Source organism: Sorangium sp. So ce321, from assembly GCF_051530195.1.
Lineage (GTDB): Bacteria > Myxococcota_A > Polyangia > Polyangiales > Polyangiaceae > Sorangium.
In genome coordinates, this window is sequence record NZ_CP150329.1 from 9,951,832 (window position 1) to 9,971,221 (window position 19,390).

A 19,390-nucleotide genomic window follows, 5' to 3' on the forward strand; every position below is an offset into this window, starting at 1 on the left:
GTCTCCTGATCTTTCTTCTCTCTACTTGCGCTTCTCGGAGCCGCGCTCGCTCCGCTTCGAGGCCGACCGCGGAGCCGACTCCTTAGCGGCCTCCTTGCCCGGCCGCTGCCCTTTCTTGGGCTTGGGCTGCGACGTGAGCTCGAAGACGAGGCGCGCCTCCATGACATCCGAAAACGGGACCTCGATCCGCTTGCCGTCGACCAGGACCGCGACCTGCCCCTCCGAGGCCTCCAGGAGCTCGCCCCGGAGCAGCCTCTGGCCGTCCGGCGCGGGGCGCGACAGCTTCACCTTGGCCGTCCGGCCGAGGAACCTGGCGAACTCGGCCATCGTGCGGAGCCGCCGGTCGAGGCCTGGAGAGCTGACCTCGAGGTTGTAATGATTGGGTATGAGATCCTCGACGTCGAGGACCGATGAGACGTCGCGCGACACGTCCGCGCAGTCCTCCAGCGTGACGCCGCCGCCCGCGTCCGCCGTCCCCTCGCGCTCGATCGTGAGCCGCAGCGTCCAGCCCGCCCGCTCCGTGATCCACTCCAGATCGACGAGCGTGATCCCGTGCGAGGCGAGCACGGGCGCCAGCGCGTCGCGGACGCGCCCAAGATCGAACACGGGTCTGGTCGGGGTCTCCATCGGTTGCGACATGTGAGAGACGTCACCCTTGGCGGATCCGGCACCTCTCAGCGCCACAAGCCCCGGGCGACGGTGCCCGGCGCCCCTGCGCCAAAAAAAAAGAGCCGATTCCCGAACTGGGAATCCGGCTCAGCGGATCCGCCTAGTTGTCGGCGGACAACCTAGTCGAATGCGGGCCTTCATGCAAGGGGGGATACGGGCAAACCGCCCCTGCATGGCCGGGGATCTCCCCGCCGGTTCGTCCCAGCGTTCACGCGCGCCGCGCTGGACCGTGCCGCGCCGCGCCGCGCTGGATGCTGCGCTGCCTCACGCCAGTTACGCCAGATTGGGCAGCGCGACGATATCCACGTGCAGGACCTCCTCGAACGCCGCGATTTCCTTCAGGCAAGCTTCGCTCGGTCGGCCGGTGACCCGCATCTTCGTGCAGGTGGCGGTCGCCCCCTCGAAGACGGTGTTTGAGATCTCCTCGATGTTGATCCCGTGCCGTTTCATGACGCTCAGGGTGTTGGCCAGGACGCCGACCTTGTCCAGCATCCGGACGACGACCGCGTAGCGAGCGGGCGAGGTCGCGCAGATGTTGACCACGTTGGGGATCTCCGCCTCCGTCATGAAGGAGCGGATGATCCGGGCCGTCTCGTGGGCGACGGCGCGCTGGGCCTGCTCCGTCTGCGCGCCGATGTGCGGCGTCCCGTAGACGAGCCCGCGCTCGAGGAGGTGCGACTCGAAGGGCGCCGAGCTCCTGTCGGGCTCGTTGGCAAAGACGTCGAGGCCGACCCGCAGCCCCTTGCGCGGGATGAGCTCTTCGAGCGCGGCGTAGTCCATCACCTCGGGGCGCGCGGCGTTCACGACGATGGCGCCGTCAGGGAGCGCCTCGAGGACGCTCCGGCTGACGACGCCGCGCGTGTGCGGCGTCGCCGTCAGGTGAATGGTGAAGATGTCCGAGCGGGCGGCCAGGTCCTCCAGCGTCCGGGCGTAGCTGACGTCCAGCTTGCCGGCGCGGCCCGGCGTCAGCGAGCGCGACCAGGCGTGCGGCTCGAGGCCGAACGCGCGCGCGCGCAGCAGCACCTCGCGGCCGATCGCGCCGAGCCCCGCGATCCCGATCCGGCGGCCGAACAGGCCGCGGGCCACCGAGTACTTCGCCTTCTCCCAGCGGCCGGCCCGGAGCTCCGACGTCGCGTCCACAAGGCGGCGGTCGAGCGCCAGGATCAACCCCAGCGTGAGCTCTGCCACCGCGGTCGCGTTCTTGCCGGGACAGTTCGCCACGTAGATGCCGCGCGCGCTCGCCGCGGCGACGTCGATCGTGCCCACGCCGACCCCGGCCCGCACGATGAGGTTGAGCTGCCGTCCAGCTTCGATCGCCTTCGCCGTGACCTCCGTGGAGCGAACGACAAGAATGCCGATTCCGTCCAGGGCCGCCGAGAGCGTGTCCTTGGTGAGCTCCGGCCGGGACTCGATCTGGATCCCGAGTACCCTGAGCTCTTCCAGAGCCGAGAGATCCATCTTGTCGGCGACTAGCAGGCGCATGCGGATGGGAACGGTAACAGAAAAGCTCACGCTGACGATGGGCGTTCTGCTCCTCTCCTGCACCAGCTCCTGCACCAGCGATCATCAGGTTTCTCCCTGGGGCGCCGCGCGCAGGCCGCCCCTCGCCGCGTACATCGCGCCCCCGGACCTCGACGCGCAGCTGCGCGCCATCGACGTCGAGGCCGACGAGCTCGGGCTCGAGCTCCAGCTCGAGCTCCGCGGCGCGCTGCCGCGCGGCCAGGGCGAGGTGGTGCTGCGCGGCTACGCGGGCACCGACGCGCTCGGGCGCCGTACCTCGGCGGTCCGGGTGGCGACGCCGCGGGGCGTGGTCATGGCGGTGGGGCCGCTCGACAGCGGGCGCGTGGACCGGAGCCAGGCTACCCAACTCGTGCCGTCGCTCCTGCCGGGCGAGGAGCCGGACGCAACGGAGCAGCTCGGGGTGTTCCGCTCCGGGACCGACCTCAACGGCGACGGCGCCCCGGACGTCGTGCTCAGGAACGAGGCTGGCGAGCTGGAGGTATGGGCCGTGCACCCGTTCGGCGCGGCCCGGTACGCGGTCGAGCTCGCGATGGGGCCGCGGTTCGCGCTCGACGTGGACCAGGATGGAACGCTGGAGCTCGCCGGGAGGACGCGGAGGAGGGAGGGAGATCCCATCGCGCCCGAGCTCCTCGACGTCGCGGGCTTCGAGGGCGATCGCTACACGCACCGGGGCAGCGCTGCCCGCGCGTTCCACGCGGCGCGCGGCGTGGAACTAACGCGCCCGGGCGGAGACGGCGCCGGGCAGGTCAAGCGACAGGAGCCGCCGCAGGACGACGCCGCGCGCCTGCGGCGCGCGCTCGAGCAGGCATGGCACGCGCTGCTCGCGGGCAGGCCGGCGAAGGAGACGCTCGCGGCGCTCGACAGGGAGCCGGTGCCGCCCGCCCTCCAGCCGGCGTTCTCGGCCCACCGCGCGCTCGTGGCGAGCGTGGCCGCGGTCGACCCGGCCGGCGCGCCGGCCAGGGAGGAGCCGCGCAGCGCGGGCGGCGAGGAGCCGCGCAGCGCGGGCGGCGAGGAGCCGCGCAGCGCGGGCGGCGCGCCTACTCGTCCGCGGGCAGCATCGGAAACGCCTGACCGAAGGTGACGACGATGTCGCCCGGGAGGGAGTCGGGCTCCCGGTAGCCGCGCGTGAGCGGGAAGCCCCAGTCGGCGCGCATGACGACGCGGTTGAGCTGCGGGAAGAGGGCCCGGAGGCCGAAGCCGGCCGACTGCTTGAGGCGCAGCTCGTCGTAGCCGTCGAAGGCGTCGCCGGCGTCGAGGAAGGCCGCGCCCGCGATCTGGCACGACCAGATCTCCAGCGGGCGCGTCCGGAGCTCCAGGTTCGCGGACAGCACGTCCTCGCCGATGAACGCCGCCGTCGGGTACCCGCGGAGGCGCGTCTCGCCGCCGAGCTGCGAGCGCCGGTTCAGGTAGTTCCTGTAGCGGTCGAACAACCGCACGTCGAAGACGAGCCGCCCGAGGCCGAAGCTCGGCGTGTGCACGCGCGCGCGCGCCTCGATCGACGCGTCGAAGATCTGGGACCGATCGAGCTCGGTGATGGTCTCGACCACCGCGCGCGCGAGGCCGTCGCCGAGCGCGACGGTGTACGCCGCCGCGGCCGAGACGCCGAGGAAGCTCCGGGTGGAGTTGAGCGCGGTCGTGACCGGGTAGATCGCGATCGAGAGCTCGTGCCCCAGCCGGTAGTCCTCCTGCAGCGCGAGCGTGTTGAAGTCGAGCACGCGCGAGAAGCGGGTCGAGTACGTGGAGTACTTGAACGTCGGCGCGACGCGGGTGTCGCTCACCGGCATCTCGCTCTGCTTGAACTCGGCGATCGCGGCGGGGGCGACGCCCGCGGGCTCGTCCAGGCGATAGACCTTGCGGCTCGCCTCGATCCCCACCGAGATGTCGTGCTTCACGCCCGAGGACCTCGCGCCGCCGTCGCGCGCGCCGCGGCCGCCGAAGCTGCGCGTGACCGTGTAGGCGCCCACCAGGAGATCGCTCCGGTAGCGGTACGGGATGCGGTCGTTCCCCGGCGTCGCCGCCGCGTCGAAGGTGGCGAGCTTCGTGCCGATGAAGCGCCGGGTCACCTCGTCGCGCCAGGTGATCTCGGCGCCCCAGGCCCACTTCGCCTCCGTCGCGTAGAGCGGCTGCCCGTACACGAACGTCCCGCTGGAGCCCTCGAGCGCGCCGGTCTTGCGCTCGACGATCGCGTTCAGCTCTGTCCGCAGCCGCACGTGGCTGCCCCCGATGCGCGGCATCGCGTAGGCGACGCCGAGCGAGAGCGCGCCGGGATCGAGCGCGAGCTGCGCCGCGATGGCGTGGTGGATGCCGAACAGGTTCTGCTCGCTGGGCTGCAGGAACAGGTACTCGAGCTGCCCGCCAGCGAAGCGGTAGTTCGTGTTGAGGCGCAGGCTCCAGACGTCCTTGGTGGCGACGACGACCCGCACCCGATCCGGAGCGCTGCCCCGCACGGCGAAGACGAGGACGAGCGACAGCTGGCTGAGATCGCGCAGGATGCGCGCCGACTCGTCGGCGAGCGCCTGCTCGTAAGGGTGCCCGACCGCGAGCAGCACCTCGCGCCGGATGACGTACCGCCGCGAGAGCACGTGGAACCAGTTGAGGAAGGCCGGCGCCGGATCGCGGTCCTCGATCACCTCGAACGGGACCACGTCGACCCCCTCGACGGTCTTGCCCTCCGGGGCAGGATCGAGGGTCGCGCGGAGGCGCGCGAGGGCACGCTCGATCGTGGCGCTCTCGTAGCTAGAGTAGCCCTCGCGCGCAGCGGGGGCAGCGGGCGCAACGGGCGCAACGGGCGCAACGGGCGCGCGCTGCTGCGCTTGCGCCGCGCTCGCGAGGAGCGCTCCGGAGAGCGCGAGCGCGCAGCGCCCCAGCCCCATCGATGCGCGATGCAAGCTCCGCTCGCCTCAGAAGGAATCGCTGGCAGGGTACGTCGCCATGACGTTGACCTTGTACTTCACGTACTGGTGCGGGACCGTCCCCCAGTCGGGCGTCGGCATCGCCCGCTTCACGCAGCGGAGCAGCTCCTTCGTCTTCGCGCGGCTCACCGTCGTCGACTTGCCGACGTAGAGGTTCGTCCGCTTGCGCCGGAAGTCCATCTCCAGGACGAAGCTCACCGTGACGCTCGTCTTGCCCGTCGGCGCGCACTGGACGTTGTCGCGGATCGCGCGCGAGAGGGCGTCCTCGAAGAAGGTGACGTGATCGCAGCGATCGGGCGGCGTGCTGCCCGGGCCGGGGTTCTCGCAGCGGATCGTGGTGAACGGCGAGAGCGTGACGCCCTCCGGCAGCGCGGCGCCGGCGTCCGAGAGCGCCCCCGCGTCCCAGGCGTAAGCGCCGGCGTCGGCCATCGCGGCGTCCGCGGACGGGATCGACTCAGGCCTCGGGCGGCGCCAGAGGTAGAGCGGCACCGCGACGAGGATGAGCCCGGCGACGAGCGCGATGATGATCTGGAGCCGCACGGGGCGCTCGCTGCCGCCGCGACCGAGGTAGCGGTAAGGCGAGGGCTGAGACGGCGGGCTGGAAGGGAACGGAGGCCGGCTGTTCATCGGGCGCGTTCAAGGTCAATCGATGAGCGTCCGCGCCGGGCGTCCGGGCTCGCCCTTCACCAGCGTCGCGCCGAGCTCGAGCGTCTCCGGGAGCATGCCCTGGACCTGCGCGACCACCTGCTCGACCACGTGGCGGGCCTCGTCGATGCTCGGGCCCACGATCGAGACGACGAACTTGAGCGGCCCCGTCCGGCCCGCGACCGCGGGCGTGAGGCTGAGCAGGAGCATCTCGGTCAGGTCGATCACCCGCTGCGCCGCCTTCCGCAGGGCGAGCATCTCGAGGATGGTCGGGCGCTCGCTCACCTGGCGGTTCGGGCCGCGCAGCTCGTAGCGCGCGACCTGCATCGGCACCTCGGCCCAGTCGGCGAACAGGCCGTCCTCGTCGATCGCCTTCATCAGGTGCTCGCGCACGAGCAGGCCGGTGAGGCCGTCGCGCTTCGCGAGGTACTGCTTCGCGCGCCGGTGCTGCGGCGAGTCCGGGCCGAAGGTCACGAGCTTCATGCGGCACTCGCCGACCTGCACCTCGCCGCCGTGCAGCAGCGAGACCTGCGACTTGCGCTCGTAGTTGAAGTCCGCGTACGTGCCGTTCGTGCTGCCCTGATCCTCGATGAGCCACGAGCCCGTCTGCCACTTCAGGATCGCGTGCGCCCCCGAGACGGTCGCCTCGGGCACGCACAGGCTCTGATCGCTGCGCCGGCCGAGCGCGAGCTTCGTGTCGTGCAGCGGGAGCAGCGAGCCGACGATCTCCGGCGCGTTCGTCGCGTACGTCACGAGCAGCGACTGCGCCCCGGGGGTGAAGTTCAGCTTGAGCGCGCCGCCGGGCGGCGGGCCGGGGTCGAGGCGCTCGCGCGGCAGCTGGATCGGGCTCGTCGTGAGCTGCGACGGGTTGAAGAAGCGCATGTGCCGCGCCTGCGGCCGCATCCCCGGGTCCTCGTTGAGGCCGCGGAAGATCTGCCGCACCTCGTCGATCGACAGGCCCGCCGGGACGTCGAACATGATCTGCTGCTTCATCGTCTTGAGCCGCGGCTTGTAGCCGGGCTCGGGGACGCGGCAGGTCCACATCTCCCAGAGCGTCAAGGCCATCGCGTACACGTCGTCCTCGGGGCTGGCGCCGCCGTTGCGGAGCCGCTCGGGAGACATGTAGTTCGGCGTCCCGCCGTCGGGCGGCGCGCCCGGGCGCCGCGCCGAGGCGCGCGCGCGCTCCTGCGCGAAGCCGAAGTCGAGGATCACCGCGCGCCCCTCGGAGACCATCACGTTGCCGGGCTTCAGGTCCCCGTGGACGAGGCCCTGCGCGTGGATCGCCGCGAGGCCGTTGCAGACCTCGCTCGCGATCTTGCGGAACTCGTCCGCCGTGTAGCCGCCCTGGGCCTTGCGCTTGCGGATGTGCGTGTGGAGCGTCTGCCCGGGGATCTGCTCCATCACGAGGATGGGGCCCCACGGGCTCGGCGCTAGGTCGTGCACGCGGCACACGTTCGGGTGGCCGACCGAGCGCGCGAGGAGGAGCTCCTGACGGAGCGCCTCGTCGTCGCCCGGCATGCGCGACTCTTCGCGGACCACCTTGAGCGCCACGGTCTGCTGCGTGGAGCGATCGAAGGCCAGAAAGACCTCGCCCATGCCGCCTTTACCGAGGCTCTGACGGATGTCGTAACGATCGTTGATGACCGTTCCGGCAGTAATGGGAGGAGGGGGTGTCTTGGTCACGGCCCGCGGTGGATCAAAAGGAGCGCGAACCGGAGCGTGCCCGACACCGGCTGCGGCGCACAGCGTCGTCCATCTGAACGTGGAGCGCAACGGTCGTTCTGGGGGACGGGCAGGACAGAGCGAAAGAACCCGGCCGCGCCGCTGATTTGGGCCGAGATCGCTCCTCCGGACGTCCTGGCTGCCGGGATCTCTTGACGATGGCCGCTGATTTGTTTACGCGAGTCCGCCAGCCCGGCGGGACTGCCGGCGCGCGCGCCGGCGCTGGCGCCGCGAGGCGCGCCGGGCCAGCGAGCCGGTGAAGCCGTGAAACCCGGCGTGGCCCCTCCGCGGGCCCTGAGCCCGGGACGGGCGCGATCACCGGACCGCAGCGCCGCGGCCCCTCGGAGGCAACGATGCGCTGGGACGGCTGGATCCAGGAGAGACGAGCGAGCGTCGCCGCGGCGGCGCTCTGCGCGGCGGCGACGACGCTCGCGGCGGGCTGCGGCGACGACGGAGGCGCCGGGGCGGCGTCGGGCGGCGACGGCGGAGCGAACGGCGACGGGTGCCTGGACGCGCGATCGCACGAGGCGCTCTTCTCGCTGGTCGATCCCGCGTGGTGCGCCGTCGGCGTCTACACGACGGACGAAGAGATCGGCTTCTCGTCGGTGACGTGGGGGCGCCACGGCGGGCCGATGTTCGCGCGGAGCGACGCCGAGGGCGCGGTGGAGATCGTGCGGCTGACGCCGCCGGTCGGGGCCAGCGGGGCGCTCACCGCGGCGCGGACGAAGGTCGACGCCGGCATCCCCGCCGGCGCCTTCTTCGGCGGGCAGGCGCTGGATCTGCCCTTCTTCGACTGGACGGCGATCTCGTGGACCAGCGCGTTCCCGGACACGCTCGGGGAGCTGCTCCTGGTCGAGGACGTCGCGGTGGCGGAGCGCTACGAGGTGAACGGCTTCTTCTCGGCCGCCGCCGTCGAGGGGCGCTTGCTCTACACCGGGCTCTCGCCGCTCGGCGATCCCGCCGCGGGCCCGAGCGGCCTCTATGCAGCCGACCGCTGCGGCTCCGCGGGGCAGGACGCCCGGCTCGTGCCCGAGGGCGACGCGAGCTGCGCGGCGCCCGCCGCCGTCGCGACGTGGGGCGACAACTCCGGCGCGATCGCCGCGGATCAGCGCGGCGACGTCTTCGCCGTGCTCGCGTCCGCGGACGGGCAGCAGGAGGCGCGCGGCTTCGCGGCCGGCGCGATCGCGCGCGGCGCCGGTCCGACGGACGGCGACGTGCTCTTCACGCTGCCCGGCGGCGGCATGAGCCTCGCCGCCCTCGCGCCCGCGCAGGGCGCGCCGGGCCTCGTCGTCTTTCAACCCACCGACCCGGCGACCTACGAGGCCCTCGCGCCGATCGCCGTCGCCTTCAGCGATGACGGCGGTCGCGTGCGCGCCGACGGCTCCCCGGCGCCGCTCGTCGAGCTCGCGAAGGCAGGCACGTCGCTCTCGCTCCTCACCGACGAGGCGAGCCGCCTCTGGATCGGCGGCCCCCTGCCGGACGGCGGGTTCCTTTTCGCGGTCGCCGCCCGCCGCTGAGCCCCGCGCGCTCCGGCGCCGCTCACCGACCTGCGTGTCACCCCGGCCCACCGATCTGCCTGATCACCCACGTTGGTCACCCGACAACCACGTGCGTCCCCGGCCGCCGGCGCTTGGCGCCCCGCAGCCGCCGCGCCGCGCTCACCGGCCGTCCGGACGGCAGCGCACCGCGCTTCGCGCATTTCCTGCGTGTATCGTGGCACTGCAGATTGACACCCCAGAGTCGCCTCAGTCACACTGCTTTCGAGGCGGCTGCTGTGTGTCCAATCTTCACCTCCTCACGCTGCCCGAGGAGAGGCACGACATGCCTGATGGCCGACAGGGAGACGTTACCGGCAGCTCGAGGCCCTCGAAGGCTGCCGCGCCGGACCCGCTGCTAGGGCGTGTCATCAACGGCCGCTTCAAGGTCGTCAGCGTCATCGCGCGCGGGGGCATGGGGAAGGTGTACCGGGCCGAGCAGGCGCCGCTCGGCCGCATCTGCGCGCTCAAGGTGCTGAGCCCCAAGTACGACGGCGACCACGACCCCGAGTTCCACAGGCGCTTCTTCCTCGAAGCGTCGACCGCGGCGAAGCTCACGCACCCGAACACGGTCACCGTCTTCGACTACGGCCACAGCGACGACGATATCTACTACATCGCGATGGAGTACATCGAGGGGAAGACCCTCCACCGCGTGCTCCGCGAGGAAGGGCCGTTCTCCGAGGCCCGCGCCGCGCACATCGCCCGCCAGATCTGCCGGTCGCTCCGCGAGGCGCACGGGCTCGGCGTCGTGCACCGCGATCTCAAGCCGGGCAACGTGCTGCTCGTCGACCACGAGGACGAGCACGACCACGTGAAGGTGCTCGACTTCGGGCTCGTCAAGGACACCGAGAGCGGCGAGAACCTCACGCAACAGGGCCTGTTCATGGGCTCGCCGAAGTACATGGCGCCCGAGCAGATCACCAACGGCGACGTCTCCGCGCGCACCGATATCTACGCGCTCGGCGTGATGATGTACGAGATGCTGACGGGCCATGTCCCCTTCGACAAGGGCGCCAGCGTCGGGACGCTCATGTCGCACGTCCACGATCCGGTCCCGCCCATGCAGACGCGCAACCCGGACCTCTCCATCTCGCAGACGATGGAGGGGATCGTGTATCGCTGCCTCGAGAAGGACCCGGCGCAGCGCTTCTCCTCGATGAACGAGCTCGTCGGCGCGCTCAAGTTCACCGCCGGCGGCATCTCCACGCGCGACACGGGCGAGACGCTGCCCACGCGGTCCGGCGCGACGAGCCACCGCCCGTCGGTGCCCTCCTACCCGACCATGCCCTCGTACTCGACGACGGGCGACTTCCCGGGCCTGTCCACGCCGAGCTCGGCGCCTCCCACGAGCTCCACCCCCACGCACACAGGCCCGCTCGCCACGGAGACCGCGCTCAAGGCGCCGGCGTCGCCCACCTTCGTCGCGCCCTCGATCACGGACTCGATGGGCCCCCGCCCCGCGCCCGCCGTGGAGGGGCTCTCCGCGGCCCAGCCCAGCGCGAGCCCGGGTCGGAAGGTCGTCCCGTGGGCGATCGCCGCGGTGCTCGCGGCCGGGCTCGGCGTCGCCGCCGTCGTGACGTCGCGCGCGCCGGCCTCGCAGACGAGCGCGCTCGCGCGCGAGCCCGGCCCGGGGAGCACGCCGCCCGCGGAGACGACGCCGCCCACGCCCGCGACGCGCGCGCTGCAGGTCGAGAGCACGCCGCCCGGGGCGGCCGTCAGGGAAGGCGCCAAGGAGCTCTGCGCCGAGACGCCGTGCGAGATCATCTGGCGAGGGACGGCGGCCGCGCTCGCGTCGGAGCACGAGCTCGTCTTCGAGAAGACGGGCTACAAGCCCGCGACCGTGCGCGTCGCCGGCGCGGAAGAGAGGGTCCGGGCGAAGCTCGACCCGGCCGCGACCCCGGCGCCGTGGCCCCCGAGCAAGCCCAGGGCGAACGTCCAGAAGAGCGCGCCGTACAAGAGCAACCCGTACTGACGAGCGCGCGGACGCGCGCCGGCCACTCTGTTAGAGTCCGCGGCGCTCTCGCGTTTGCAGCCTCGTGACATCGCCGCAGTGGCCTCGCTCGCGCGAGGGGCGTAGCGGGCGCTCCCCTCGCCGAGGACGTGTTCGATGTGATGTGGGGAGCAGCTCCATGGATGCTCCCGAGCTCCTGCCGGGATCGCGGTCGCGCCCCGGCCTTTGTCGCCGGGGAACGATCGCTATCCCGGCCCGCTTGAGGACAGGGCGAACCCATGTCGTCTTCCGATTCCTGCTCGCAAGGCCGCCGCGACGCCGGTACGGCGCTCCCCCCGACGAACGACGCCCGCGCCGCGCGCGCGGCGGCGCCGCGCCGCAAGACGGCGCGGGCGGCGCTCGAGCGGAGGCTCTCCGCCTGCGCCATCCTCCTCGGCTCGGTGACCGCCGCGAGCGGCGCGCTCGCCGACGCCCGCACCGAGGCGCGCATCCACTTCCGGGCGGGCATGGAGCTCATCGCGCAGAAGCAGTTCGACGAGGGTATCCGGCAGCTCCAGACGGCGAACGAGATCCTCCCGCACCCGAACGTCGTCTTCAACATCGCGCGCGCGCACGCGGAGGCCGGCAACATCGAGCAGGCGCTCGCCGCCTACCGCGAGTACATCGCGAGCGACCCTCCGGACCGCGAGCAGGTGACGCGCATCGTGGCGCAGCTCGAGCAGCGCCTCGCCGCGCAGCGCGCCGCGGCGAGCGCCGAGCCGCAGCAGCCTTCGCAGCCGCCCGCGCCCGCGCCGCAGCAGCCCGGGCCGCAGCAGCCCGCCCCTGGGGGCGCGCCCGCCCAGCCCACCGCGGGGCAGCCCGCGGCGCCGGGCGCGCGGGCTGCCCCCGGCGCGCCGGCCGCGGTCGCGAGGCCGGCGCCGGGCCAGGCGACCGCCGACGCCGCGGGGATCGTCGGCGCCGCCCGCACCGAGGACGTCTACCAGGAGACCGTCATCACCGCGTCGCGCGGCGCCCAGAGCCCGCTCGACTCGCCGAACTCGACGACCATCGTGACCCGCCAGGACATCCGGCTCTCCGGGATGACCCGTATCCCGGAGCTGCTCCGGCGGGTCGCGGGCATGGACGTCATGCAGATCACGGGCGGCGACGAGAACGTCTCGATGCGCGGGTTCAACAGCCGCCTCGCGAACAAGCTCCTCGTCCTCGTGAACGGGCGCACGGTCAAGAACGACGTGCTCGGCTCGACCTTCTGGGAGGCGCTCTCGATCGACGTCGACCAGATCGAGCGCATCGAGGTGGTGCGCGGCCCCGGCTCCGCGCTCTACGGCGCCGACGCCTTCACCGGCATCGTCAACATCATCACGATCGAGCCCGGCGCCGGGAAGAGCGGCTTCCGCGCGGGCTACGGCGATCACCAGCAGGGCTACGGCTCGGTGTGGGCCTCCGCGCGCGAGGGCGACTTCGCCTACCGCCTGTCCGCGGGCTACACCCGCTACCCGCGGTGGACGCGCGAGGTCGCGGGCGATCGCATCGACCTCGAGACGAGCGTCCAGAGCCAGGACATCGGCGCGCAGAACGTCCGGATCGACCTCCGGGCCTCGCAGCGGCTCGGGCCGCGCCGCGCGCTCGACGTGGGCGCCGGCTACTCGCGCAGCGAGCTCGACATCTACGGCATCGGCCCGTTCAACGACTACAACCTGGAGGTCACGAACGCCGACGTCGCGGTCGCGTACCGCAGCGAGAACGTCAACGCGCGGACGTACTACTCGAACCTCGACGGGTACTCGCTGCTCAACGCCGCGTACCTCGGGCACACGCTCTACGCGGGGCGGCCGCAGCAGCACATCGTGAACGCCGAGCTCGAGTTCGTGAAGACGCTGCGCGCGCCCGCGCCCGTCGTGCACGACTTCCACATCGGCCTCGGCTACCGGCTCAAGGCGACCGAGTGGAGCTACCTCGACGACGACATGCCGATCGAGCACCACGGCTCGGTCTTCCTCCAGGACTCGATGAAGCTCGGGGAGCGCGTCACGATCGTCGCCTCGGGGAGGCTCGACTACGTGCCGTACCTGGAGCGGCTGATCCCGTCGCCGCGCGGCTCCGTCATCGTCAAGCCGACCGCTCGCCAGGCGATCCGCCTCTCCGGCTCGACCGCGTTCCGCTCGCCCACGTCGCTCGAGGCCTACGTGGATCTGCCGATCCAGCTCGCGCTGCCCGGCCTCGAGCTGCTCTCGACCACGAGGCCGCCGGTGAGGTCCGACTTCATCATCGATCCCGAGCAGATCATCACCGCCGAGGCGAGCTACCTGAACCAGCAGAGCGACTACTTCGAGTTCGAGGTCACCGCGTACTACAACCGCGTGAGCGACCTCATCGCGCTCGCCGAGCCGGAGCGCACGACCCTCTCGCAGCGCGCGCAGGGCGTCGGGGGCCTGAACCCGGAGACGGGGCGCTACACCTCCGGCCTCGGCGGCTTCGAGAACCAGTGCGACATCTACCATGTCGTCGGCGGCGAGCTCGGCGGCCGCGTCTACCCGGTCGAGGGGCTCGATCTGTTCGCCAACTACGCGCTCAACCTGTCGGAGCAGCAGCGCCCGGACGGGTGCGACGCCCTCGAGGACCGGCGCACCAGCCGGCACAAGGTGAACGCCGGGGTCCAGGTCCGCTCTCCGGTCGGCGTCGACGGCGAGGTCACGCTCCACTACCAGTCGTCGCAGGCGTGGGCCGAGCAGGTCCCGGCGGGGACGGTCATCGCGACGAGCATCTACCCGCTGCCCGCGTACACGCTGCTCAACGCGCGCCTCGGCTACCGCTTCCTGGACAACCGCGCCGAGATCTCCGCCACCGTCTTCAACGCGCTCGACGGCCTCGGCGATCAGCCGCTGCAGATGCACCCGTTCGGCAACCGGATCGGGCGGCGCTTCATGGGCTTCTTCCGGTACTCACTCTAGGGACCCCCATGCTCGGACCCAGCCTCCGCATCGGCCTCCTCCTGCTCGGCGCACTCCTCGCTGCCTCACCGGGCTGCGAGGAGGTGGACGTGTTCATCCCGCTGCCGGAACAGAGCGGCCCCGCCGGGGTGCTCGACGGCACGGTGACGTACTCCGGCCCCCGGCCCTGCACGAAGGACGGCCACGTCGTCGGGGCCGCGATCGTGCTCGGCTTCGACACGCGCCTCCTGCCGCCGCCGGAGGGGCTCGGCGCCTCGGCCGCGAGCATCGACGTGATCACCGGCGACGAGCTGTTCGGCGGCCTGGGCGCGGCGCTCGATCCGGCGCCGGACGGCGCGCTCCGCTGCCCCGCCCCGGACGCGCCGCCGGTGACCGTGAGCGCCACCTGGAGGATGTCGCCGCTGCCCGCCGGCACCTACCAGATCCGCGGGTTTTACGACCACGATGGCGATTTCGACCCCACCTTCAGCATCGCCAACCTCCCGAGCCAGGGCGACGTGGCCGGCGGCGCGATCGAGAACGCGGCCGAGGTGCTCGGCGGCGCGGCCCCGCGGTACCGCGAGGTCACGCTGGCCGCCCCCATCCCGGAGACGGGCGCGCGCATCAGCGGCATCGCGGTCACCCTCGGCCTCCCGCTCCCGCTGGAGCGGCCGATCTTCCACGTCGCCGAGGTGCTCGCGCCGCCGTCGGGCGTCACGCAGACCGCCGGCGAGGTGGTCATGGCCTCCGACTTCCAGCTCGACGTGTTCAGCCCTGCCGCCCCCGCGGAGACCGAGGCGTCGCTCCTGCGCCTGCGGCTCGCGGCCGGGGTGCCCGGCAAGGAGGCCTCGAGGGCGGCGGCGCCCCCGCTCTCGCTGCCGGTGGGCGGCGACGCCGCGCCGACCCTCACGTACGCGCGGCAGGACGTGAACGGCGACGGAGAGCTCGACGGGAAGGATCACGTCCCCGACTCACCCCTGATCCCGGCGCTCTTCCCGCTCTCGGTGTTCTCGAAGCTCGAGGGCGACAGCAAGCTGGTCAGCCAGGCCGCGCCCACGGTCATCCTCCAGGGGCTCACGATCTACGAGGACCTCCTGACCACGGCCGGGCAGATCGGCTCGGACGACCTGAACGACCCGAAGGAGAGCGCCCTCGTCGGCGTCCGGCCCGCAGCGCTGTGCATGCACCCGACCGACCCGGCGCGGGGGGGCGTCCTGGTCATCAGCCACGCCGAGGACCGGGAGGGCAACCCCATCATCGCCGAGGAGGGCGCGGCCGACGTCGAGGAGGCGCTCTCCCGGCAGTTCGGGCGCGCGATCGAGATCGTCTACGGCTGCCTGCCCGAGGGGCGCTACGCGCTCAACCTCATCTACGGCACCGGCCAGGCGTGGACCGTGCCGAACGAGGCGGGCGTCTGCGCGCCGTCCGAGCCCGCGCCGTCCGCCGACATCTGCGGCGCGCGGCCGCGCCTCGCGTCGCAAGACGCCGTGCTCCGCGTCGGCCCCCCGGACGATCCGGCGTACTGCGCCGAGCACCCCACCCCCGCGCTCTGCGCGCCCTGAGCGCGCCGCAGCGCTCGTCCGATCGCAGCGGCAAAGATCACCGCAATCAGGGCGTGACCGCGCGCGAACCGGGCGCGGACCACGCGCGAACCGCGCGCGAACCACGCGCGAACCGGGCGCGGACCGCGCGCGCGAGCAGCGCGGCGGGAGCGCCGATTTCCTGCTGAAAGCGCCGGTTGCCTCGCGCGCATGGACCGATGGTAGGTTCCCGGCATGCGCTGCGCTCGCTTTCCCTCGCTTGCTTTCCTGGGGGCGCTCGGGGGCGCCGCGGTGGGCGCGCTCGTTCCCTCCGACGCGTCCGGCGACTGGCCGCCGCCCGCCTCGGCCGACGCGTCGGACATGGCCGATCCGGACTACTGGCCGACCGATCCCGATTACGGCCCCTCGGCCACGCAGAGCGGGCAGTGGAGCCATTACTCCTTCGTCCCGGCCCCGAGCGGGCGCTTCCGCCCCCGTCCGGAGGAGTCCGCCGCCGGCATGTCCGTCGATCTCGCCTGGCGCTTCACCCAGGGGGATCCGCGCGTCAGGATCGCGATCACGGACTCCGGGATCCTCTGGGGAGACGGGGATCTCGTCGACAAGGTGTGGCTCAACCAGGGCGAGCTCGCGGCCCACAAGCCGCAGCACGCGGACGGCGCGCCGTGCGCCGGCGACGGCGAGCTCGCCGGCTTCGACTGCAACGGCGACGGGATCCTCTCCGCGTCGGACTACAAGGACACGCCGGCGCTCACGCCGGAAGCGTCGGCAGGACGGCCGAAGGGCGACAGGAACGGGAACGGCCGGCTCGACGCCGGCGATCTCCTCCTCCACTTCTCGGACGGGCTCGACGACGATCGCAACGGCTACGCGGACGACATCGCGGGCTGGGACTTCTTCAAGAACGACAACGACCCGTTCGACGACACCCGCAACGGCCACGGCACCGAGGGCGCGAAGACCGCGGCGGCGCAGACGGACAACCAGCTGGGCGGCGCCGGCATCTGCCCGCGCTGCCGGCTGATCCCGCTGCGCGTCGGCGACAGCCACGTCGCCGACGCGCAGGACCTCGCGAAGGCGCTCCTCTACGCGGCCGACAGCCGGGCCGACGTCGCGCAGTGCCCGGTGACCGCGGTCGACAGCACCAGCTTCCTCCAGGAGGCGCTCGACCACGCGCACGGCAAGGGGACGCTCGTCGTCGCGTCGGTGGGCAACACGGGCTCGCACCACCACAGCGCGCCCGCGACGAGCAACCACGCGCTGCCCGTGAGCGCCGTCCGCTTCGACGGCCAGAGCGTCACGACGTCGACCACGTTCATCGACGCCTCTCCTTGCTCGAGCTTCGGCGGCAACAACCTGCTCGCCGTGTCGAGCCCCGGCTGCGCCAGCGACGCGACCGCCGGGATCGCCGGCGTCGCGGGGCTGCTCTACGCCGCCGCCCTCGAGCGCGGCGTCACCCTGACCCCGGGAGAGGCGCAGGGCCTGCTCATCGCGACAGCCGACGACATCGACGTGCCGGAGTCGCGGGAGCCGGGCTCGGCGTACCGCTTCTCGCAGCCGGAGTTCGATCAGCGGTTCGGCTACGGCCGCGTCAACGCGAGCCGCGCCGTCGAGGCGCTCCGCGAGGGGCGCCTGCCGCCCGCGGTCGACCTCACGGCGCCGCGGTGGTTCGAGGTCCTCTACAAGGATCAGGTCCAGGGGCCGGTGCCCATCGAGGGCACCATCTCGGCGGCGCGGGCGATGTCCTACGACTACACCGTCGAGTGGGCCGCGGGCGTGCAGCCGCTCGAGGCCGACTTCAGGGCGATCCGCAGGGAGATGAACATCGCGCCGACGGTGGTCACCGGCAGCGACGGCCCGCTGGCCTCGCTCGACGTGCGCACCATCGACACGTCCCACGCGCGTGACCCCGACAGCCCCCACGGAGAGAACGACCGCGCGATCACGGTGCGCGTCCGCGCGTTCGCCCACTACGGCGGGGCCCTCGGCGACGTGCAAGGCGAGGCGCGGCGCACGTACTACGTCGACAGCGACCCGACGCTCGTCGAGGGGTTCCCCTACCGTGTCGGCGACAGCGGCGGGGGCAGCCCGAAGCTCTCGGACATCGACGGCGACGGCCTCCGCGAGATCGTCTACCCGACGGCCGACGGCGCGCTGCACGTGCTGAAGGTGACGCCGAAGGGGCCGAAGCAGCTGCTCGAGTTCCCGTTCCGGACGCGCCACACCGACGGCCTCGTCGAGCCCGCGCCGGCCGAGGGCGTGCCCTTCTACCGGGACGCGCAGGCGTACAGCGAGGTGGACTGGGAGCTCGGCCGCGAGCCGATCCTGAGCGCGCCCGCGATCGCGGACCTCGACGGCGACGGCGCGCAGGAGATCGCGATCTCCACCTGGCCGGGCACGATCTACGTCGTCGGCGCGGACGGCCGGGTCAAGGACGGGTGGCCGGTGCGCCTGCCCGAGGTCCCCTCCTGCCCGCTCGATCAAGGGGCGCCGGCGGGCGCGCCGTGCATGTCCGCGGACGCGCGGATCGCGCGGGGGGCCCTCGCCTCGCCGGTGCTCGCGGACCTCGACGGCGACGGCCGGCTCGACGTGATCCAGGCGGCGTTCGACGGCAAGGTCCACGCGTTCGACGCCAGCGGCGGCGCGCTGCGCGGCTGGCCGGTGGAGGTGCACTACACCGGGCCGCTCGCCCAGGAGCCGGCGCCGAGCCGCCTCCTCGCGACCCCGGCCGTCGCCGACTTCAACGGCGACGCGCTCCCCGACCTGCTCGTCGGCTCGACCGAGCGGCTCGGCACGGACAGCCACGCCGGCGCCGTCTACGTGCTCGACGCGCGCGGCACGGCCGCGCCCTCCGGCCCCGTGCTCGCGGGCTGGCCCGTCACGGTGCCGTCGCTCTCGCTCGGCCCGCTCGCCGAGGGGATCACGGCCTCGGGCGTCGTCGGGCAGTTCGACGGCACGCTGGCGGGCGTCGTCCAGGGCAACGGCGCGCCGCCGCTCGTCCTTCCGGCCTCGCCCGGCGCGCAGGAGGAGCTCCTGGCGACGCCCGCGGGCGCGCTGCCGCGGGCGCGGGCGGGCGCGCAGGCCGGGCTCGACCCGACGTTCGGCCCCCTCTCGCCCGCCGCGGGCGCCCGGACGATGATCCCGCTGCTCTCGCAGCCCGCGCTCGGCGACATCGATCAGGACGGCACCCCCGACGTCATCGCCTCGGGCGCCACCGAGGCGACCGCGATCGCCCTCACGGGCGCGCGCGGCGCGGGGCACTCCGGGCCTCACCTGCTCGCCGTCTGGAGCGGCAGGTCGGGCGCGATGCTGCCGCGCGCCCCCTTCGTCCTCGAGGATCACACGCTGGGGAACAGCCAGGCGGTCGTCGACCTGAACGGCGACGACTACCCCGAGGTGCTGACGGGATCGAGCGGCTACTTCCTGCACGCCTTCGACGGGTGCGGCCGGGAGCCGCGCGGGTTCCCGAAGTTCACCGGCCAGTCGATCACCACGACGCCCGCCGTGGGCGACGTCGACGGCGACGGCACGCTCGAGGTCGTGGTGGGCACCCGCGACGGCTGGCTCTTCGCCTGGCACACCGAGGCGCCGGCGGACGCGCTCGTCGCGTGGGAGAGCTTCCACCACGACAACCGGAACACGGGCAACCTCGAGACGCCGCTCGGTCAGGGGGGCGCGCGGAGCGCGGCGCGCCCGCTCACCTTGGATATGTGCGAGGCGCGGCAGCAGGACCCGCTCATCCTCCGGCTGAGCGGCGGCTGCGACTGCGCGACCCCGGGGGGCGAGCCGCGGCGCGGGCCGGGCGATCGCGGCGAGGGCGCGGCGCTGGGGGCGATGCTGGTCGGCGCGGCGGCGCTCTGGCGCAGGCGGCGGGGCGCGACCGCCGCCGGGGCTGGCCGCGGGGCCCCGCCGTCGATGCCGGTGTAGCCGGGCTACCGCGGCGGCACCGGAGGCGGTGGCGCTG

The 19,390-nt window shown here is 72.9% G+C and carries 11 protein-coding genes; 6 read left to right on the top strand and 5 right to left on the bottom strand.

The window, feature by feature from the left end; genetic code table 11:
- Window positions 1-21 precede the first annotated feature (21 nt).
- Window positions 22-606: a ribosome maturation factor RimP gene (rimP, locus tag WME89_RS36750; protein WP_438004280.1), complete on the bottom strand. Its 585-nt coding sequence runs from the start codon at window positions 604-606 to the stop codon at window positions 22-24.
- A 336-nt stretch (window positions 607-942) separates the two neighbouring features.
- On the bottom strand, window positions 943-2,151 hold the full coding sequence (locus WME89_RS36755) for a phosphoglycerate dehydrogenase (protein ID WP_438004281.1): 1,209 nt from the start codon (window positions 2,149-2,151) through the stop codon (window positions 943-945).
- Window positions 2,152-2,155: 4 nt separating this feature from the next.
- Here WME89_RS36755 and WME89_RS36760 point away from each other — a divergent pair, with 4 nt between their 5' ends.
- On the top strand, window positions 2,156-3,271 hold the full coding sequence (locus tag WME89_RS36760; RefSeq protein ID WP_438004282.1) for an FG-GAP repeat domain-containing protein: 1,116 nt from the start codon (window positions 2,156-2,158) through the stop codon (window positions 3,269-3,271).
- Here the strand turns inward: WME89_RS36760 and WME89_RS36765 are convergent.
- From WME89_RS36765 to WME89_RS36775, 3 genes are read right to left on the bottom strand one after another with little or no spacing between them, the layout of a single operon-like run.
- Window positions 3,228-5,078 carry a hypothetical protein gene (locus WME89_RS36765; protein WP_438004283.1) on the bottom strand — a complete coding sequence of 617 codons (1,851 nt, stop codon included), beginning with the start codon at window positions 5,076-5,078 and terminating at the stop codon, window positions 3,228-3,230. The genes WME89_RS36760 and WME89_RS36765 overlap by 44 nt on opposite strands.
- Window positions 5,079-5,090: 12 nt before the next feature.
- Complete coding sequence (locus WME89_RS36770; RefSeq protein WP_438004284.1) at window positions 5,091-5,729, bottom strand: hypothetical protein; 639 nt, start codon at window positions 5,727-5,729, stop codon at window positions 5,091-5,093.
- 15 nt (window positions 5,730-5,744) lie between these two features.
- Complete coding sequence (locus WME89_RS36775; protein WP_436622006.1) at window positions 5,745-7,430, bottom strand: protein kinase domain-containing protein; 1,686 nt, start codon at window positions 7,428-7,430, stop codon at window positions 5,745-5,747.
- 392 nt (window positions 7,431-7,822) lie between these two features.
- Here WME89_RS36775 and WME89_RS36780 point away from each other — a divergent pair, with 392 nt between their 5' ends.
- From WME89_RS36780 to WME89_RS36800, 5 genes are all read left to right on the top strand, one after another.
- Window positions 7,823-8,986: a hypothetical protein gene (locus WME89_RS36780; RefSeq protein ID WP_438004285.1), complete on the top strand. Its 1,164-nt coding sequence runs from the start codon at window positions 7,823-7,825 to the stop codon at window positions 8,984-8,986.
- A gap of 304 nt (window positions 8,987-9,290) precedes the next feature.
- A complete protein-coding gene (locus WME89_RS36785) occupies window positions 9,291-10,979 on the top strand; it encodes a serine/threonine protein kinase (protein WP_438004286.1) in 1,689 nt (562 codons plus the stop codon).
- Between the two features lie 257 nt (window positions 10,980-11,236).
- Window positions 11,237-13,909: a TonB-dependent receptor domain-containing protein gene (locus tag WME89_RS36790; RefSeq protein WP_438004287.1), complete on the top strand. Its 2,673-nt coding sequence runs from the start codon at window positions 11,237-11,239 to the stop codon at window positions 13,907-13,909.
- 8 nt (window positions 13,910-13,917) lie between these two features.
- The gene (locus WME89_RS36795; RefSeq protein WP_438004288.1) at window positions 13,918-15,450 is read left to right on the top strand and encodes a hypothetical protein; all 1,533 of its coding nucleotides are present in this window, start codon (window positions 13,918-13,920) and stop codon (window positions 15,448-15,450) included.
- Window positions 15,451-15,663: 213 nt separating this feature from the next.
- Window positions 15,664-19,353, top strand: a complete 3,690-nt coding sequence (locus WME89_RS36800) for a S8 family serine peptidase (protein ID WP_438004289.1) — start codon at window positions 15,664-15,666, stop codon at window positions 19,351-19,353.
- Window positions 19,354-19,390 lie beyond the last annotated feature (37 nt).

What these genes read in the sequence shown, in the direction of transcription:
- WME89_RS36755 (WP_438004281.1), bottom strand. Translation starts at nt 2,151, where the DNA reads ATGCGCCTGCTAGTCGCCGACAAGATGGATCTCTCGGCTCTGGAAGAG.
- WME89_RS36760 (WP_438004282.1), top strand. Translation starts at nt 2,156, where the DNA reads ATGGGAACGGTAACAGAAAAGCTCACGCTGACGATGGGCGTTCTGCTC.
- WME89_RS36770 (WP_438004284.1), bottom strand. Translation starts at nt 5,729, where the DNA reads ATGAACAGCCGGCCTCCGTTCCCTTCCAGCCCGCCGTCTCAGCCCTCG.
- WME89_RS36780 (WP_438004285.1), top strand. Translation starts at nt 7,823, where the DNA reads ATGCGCTGGGACGGCTGGATCCAGGAGAGACGAGCGAGCGTCGCCGCG.
- WME89_RS36785 (WP_438004286.1), top strand. Translation starts at nt 9,291, where the DNA reads ATGCCTGATGGCCGACAGGGAGACGTTACCGGCAGCTCGAGGCCCTCG.
- WME89_RS36790 (WP_438004287.1), top strand. Translation starts at nt 11,237, where the DNA reads ATGTCGTCTTCCGATTCCTGCTCGCAAGGCCGCCGCGACGCCGGTACG.
- WME89_RS36795 (WP_438004288.1), top strand. Translation starts at nt 13,918, where the DNA reads ATGCTCGGACCCAGCCTCCGCATCGGCCTCCTCCTGCTCGGCGCACTC.
- WME89_RS36800 (WP_438004289.1), top strand. Translation starts at nt 15,664, where the DNA reads ATGCGCTGCGCTCGCTTTCCCTCGCTTGCTTTCCTGGGGGCGCTCGGG.